Genomic DNA, 2,284 nt, shown 5'->3' on the forward strand with positions numbered 1-2,284 from the left:
CCACTCCGCCCACAACTCCACATCACGCAGCGTCTTCTCCACACCAGGCTCAACGAATCACCCCGCTAGCCGACACGAACCTCCCCTGTAGTACACGGCAGGGGATATTACGGGCAAACCACCGACCCGACCGGCGTCACACCGCAAGTGAAGAATCGAGGTTGAACTACCGCAGACCGCCATGATCTCCAACTGAAAGGCCGAAGAAGCCATGTCAGCCTCGCCCGACATGGCTGCAAGCGGAAAATACCCTGTGTATGCAGTAATGGCGTTAATTCGCCTTCAGCTGGGTTTCCTATCCCGGCATGCTCTGGTGGCCGGACGTTCCGGCCGCTTCGACAGAACGCGGGCTGGGTGAGGGCGCTTCCGGTCATCGAAGCCGGGGCGCGGGCCGATCGACGGTATGCGGGCGGTCCCCGTCCGGGAGGCAATACGGCCGGCCACGGGACCGGATTCAACGTTTCTACTCTCAAGAAGGGGGTTGACCATGAGTAAAGGGCTTTTTCGCACCGCCGCAGTTCTGGCAACGGTATGCGGTTCCCTTCCATGCCTCGCGGGGGTGGCCGGTGCGGGTCCGGCCGCACCGTCGCCATCAGGGAATTTCGCGACGACGCTGGTGAACAAGACCGGCACGACCATCACGGTCGTTGCCGGCGTGGGACGGGGGAACACCATCACCGTCTGGCAGACCGGCATCAGCATCAGGATCAGGGACACCGGGGACACCGTCGCACCGTCCGGCACCTGCACCGCAATCAGCGCGACCGAAGTGGCCTGCCCGGCCGCCGGCACTACTGAACTCGTGGTCAACGCAGGCGATCAGGCCGACAGCGTCACCTCCATGCTGGCGTACCTCGGTGTCACGCTGATCGGCGGCCCGGGCGACGACAATCTCTATGGCGGGTCTGCCAACGACACCCTCCAGGGGGACGAAGGATCCGACTTCCTCTCCGGCGGCGCGGGCAACGACACCCTGACCGGGGGTGGCGAGGCGGACAGGATCTTCGGCGGCGCGGGCAACGACTCCATCGAGGGCCGCGGCGGCGCGGACGTCATCAACGGCAACGCCGGAAACGATGTGATCGACGGTGGCGCCGGCAATGAGCAGATCGTTGCCGGCCCGGGCAACGACTACGCCGACGGCGGGAGCGGCCGGGACATGATCGACGCCGTGGACAGTGTCAGCGGCAACGACTACGTCGAAGGCGGCCCGCAGGCGGACGACTGCCGCGCGGACCTGGGCGACAACGTCAGCGGCTGCCCGTGATGAGCGCGCGGGCGGAGCACAGCACCCCCGGTACCAGTAGACGGCACGGTGAAACGAAAGGACGGATACCGATGACAGCGCGGCGTATCTTGACCATGATCCTGGCCATTGGCGCACTCCTGTTCACGCCGCTGGCCGGGGCCTCCGCGGCGCCCGGTACGAAGGAGCCGGGCGGCGGAGTCCTGGCCGCCGGCACGGTTGTCGAGAAGGCCGGTGACAGCCTGGTCGTCACGGCCGCCGAGGGGGTGTCCAACGACATCACCGTCCGCCGGCGGGGCAACGTCGTCGTGGTCACCGACACCGGGGACACGATGGCCGCCGTCGCTCCGTGCCGGCCTACCTCGGCACACACGACCGAATGCCCCCTGCCCATCACGGCAATTCGGGTCAGCGCCAAAGACGGCGACGACGACGTCACCATCTCCCCCAACCTCGACGCCGCCGGGACGGTGCTCGGTGGCGCGGGCGACGACCGGCTCACCGGCGGTCCCCGGGCGGACCGGCTCGTCGGCGACGACCCGGCATCCACCGGCCTGCAGGCGACTCCCGGCGACGACACCATCAACGGCGGCCCGGGCAACGACACCATCTCCGGCCTGGCAGGCAACGACACCATCAACGGCAACGCCGGAAACGACACTCTGAACGGCGACGACGGCAACGACACCCTCAACGGGGACCAGGGCAACGACACCGTCACCGGCAACGCCGGTAACGACACCCTGGGCGGCGGCGAGGGCAATGACACCCTCAACGCCGTGGACAGTGTGATCGCCAACGACAGCCTCGACGGCGGCCTCGGCTTCGACACCTGCAACCGCGACACCGGCGACACAGCCATCAACTGCCCCTGATCCAGATCGCACGCCAGATGCACGGACGAGCAGGCTTCACCCTGCTTCGGCACCGCATCCTCCTCGGATACTGACTTCGGCGCTTCAAGGTGATGGTGGTGGGAGGTCGAGGGAGAGTCCGGTCCCGGCGATGAAGCCGTCGAGGACGTGGGGCCGGTACTGC

Annotated in this window: 2 protein-coding genes; both read left to right on the top strand. The window is 67.3% G+C overall.

All coding sequences use genetic code 11. The features are described 5' to 3' along the window. The first annotated feature begins 487 nt into the window (after nucleotides 1–487). On the top strand, nucleotides 488–1,267 hold the full coding sequence (locus ACZ7NC_RS45270) for a calcium-binding protein (RefSeq protein ID WP_471498234.1): 780 nt from the start codon (nucleotides 488–490) through the stop codon (nucleotides 1,265–1,267). A 71-nt stretch (nucleotides 1,268–1,338) separates the two neighbouring features. Then, nucleotides 1,339–2,121 (top strand): calcium-binding protein, encoded by a 783-nt coding sequence (locus ACZ7NC_RS45275; protein WP_471498238.1) that lies wholly within the window; start codon nucleotides 1,339–1,341, stop codon nucleotides 2,119–2,121. Nucleotides 2,122–2,284 lie beyond the last annotated feature (163 nt).

It is taken from the genome of Streptomyces sp. NPDC111802, assembly GCF_055634335.1.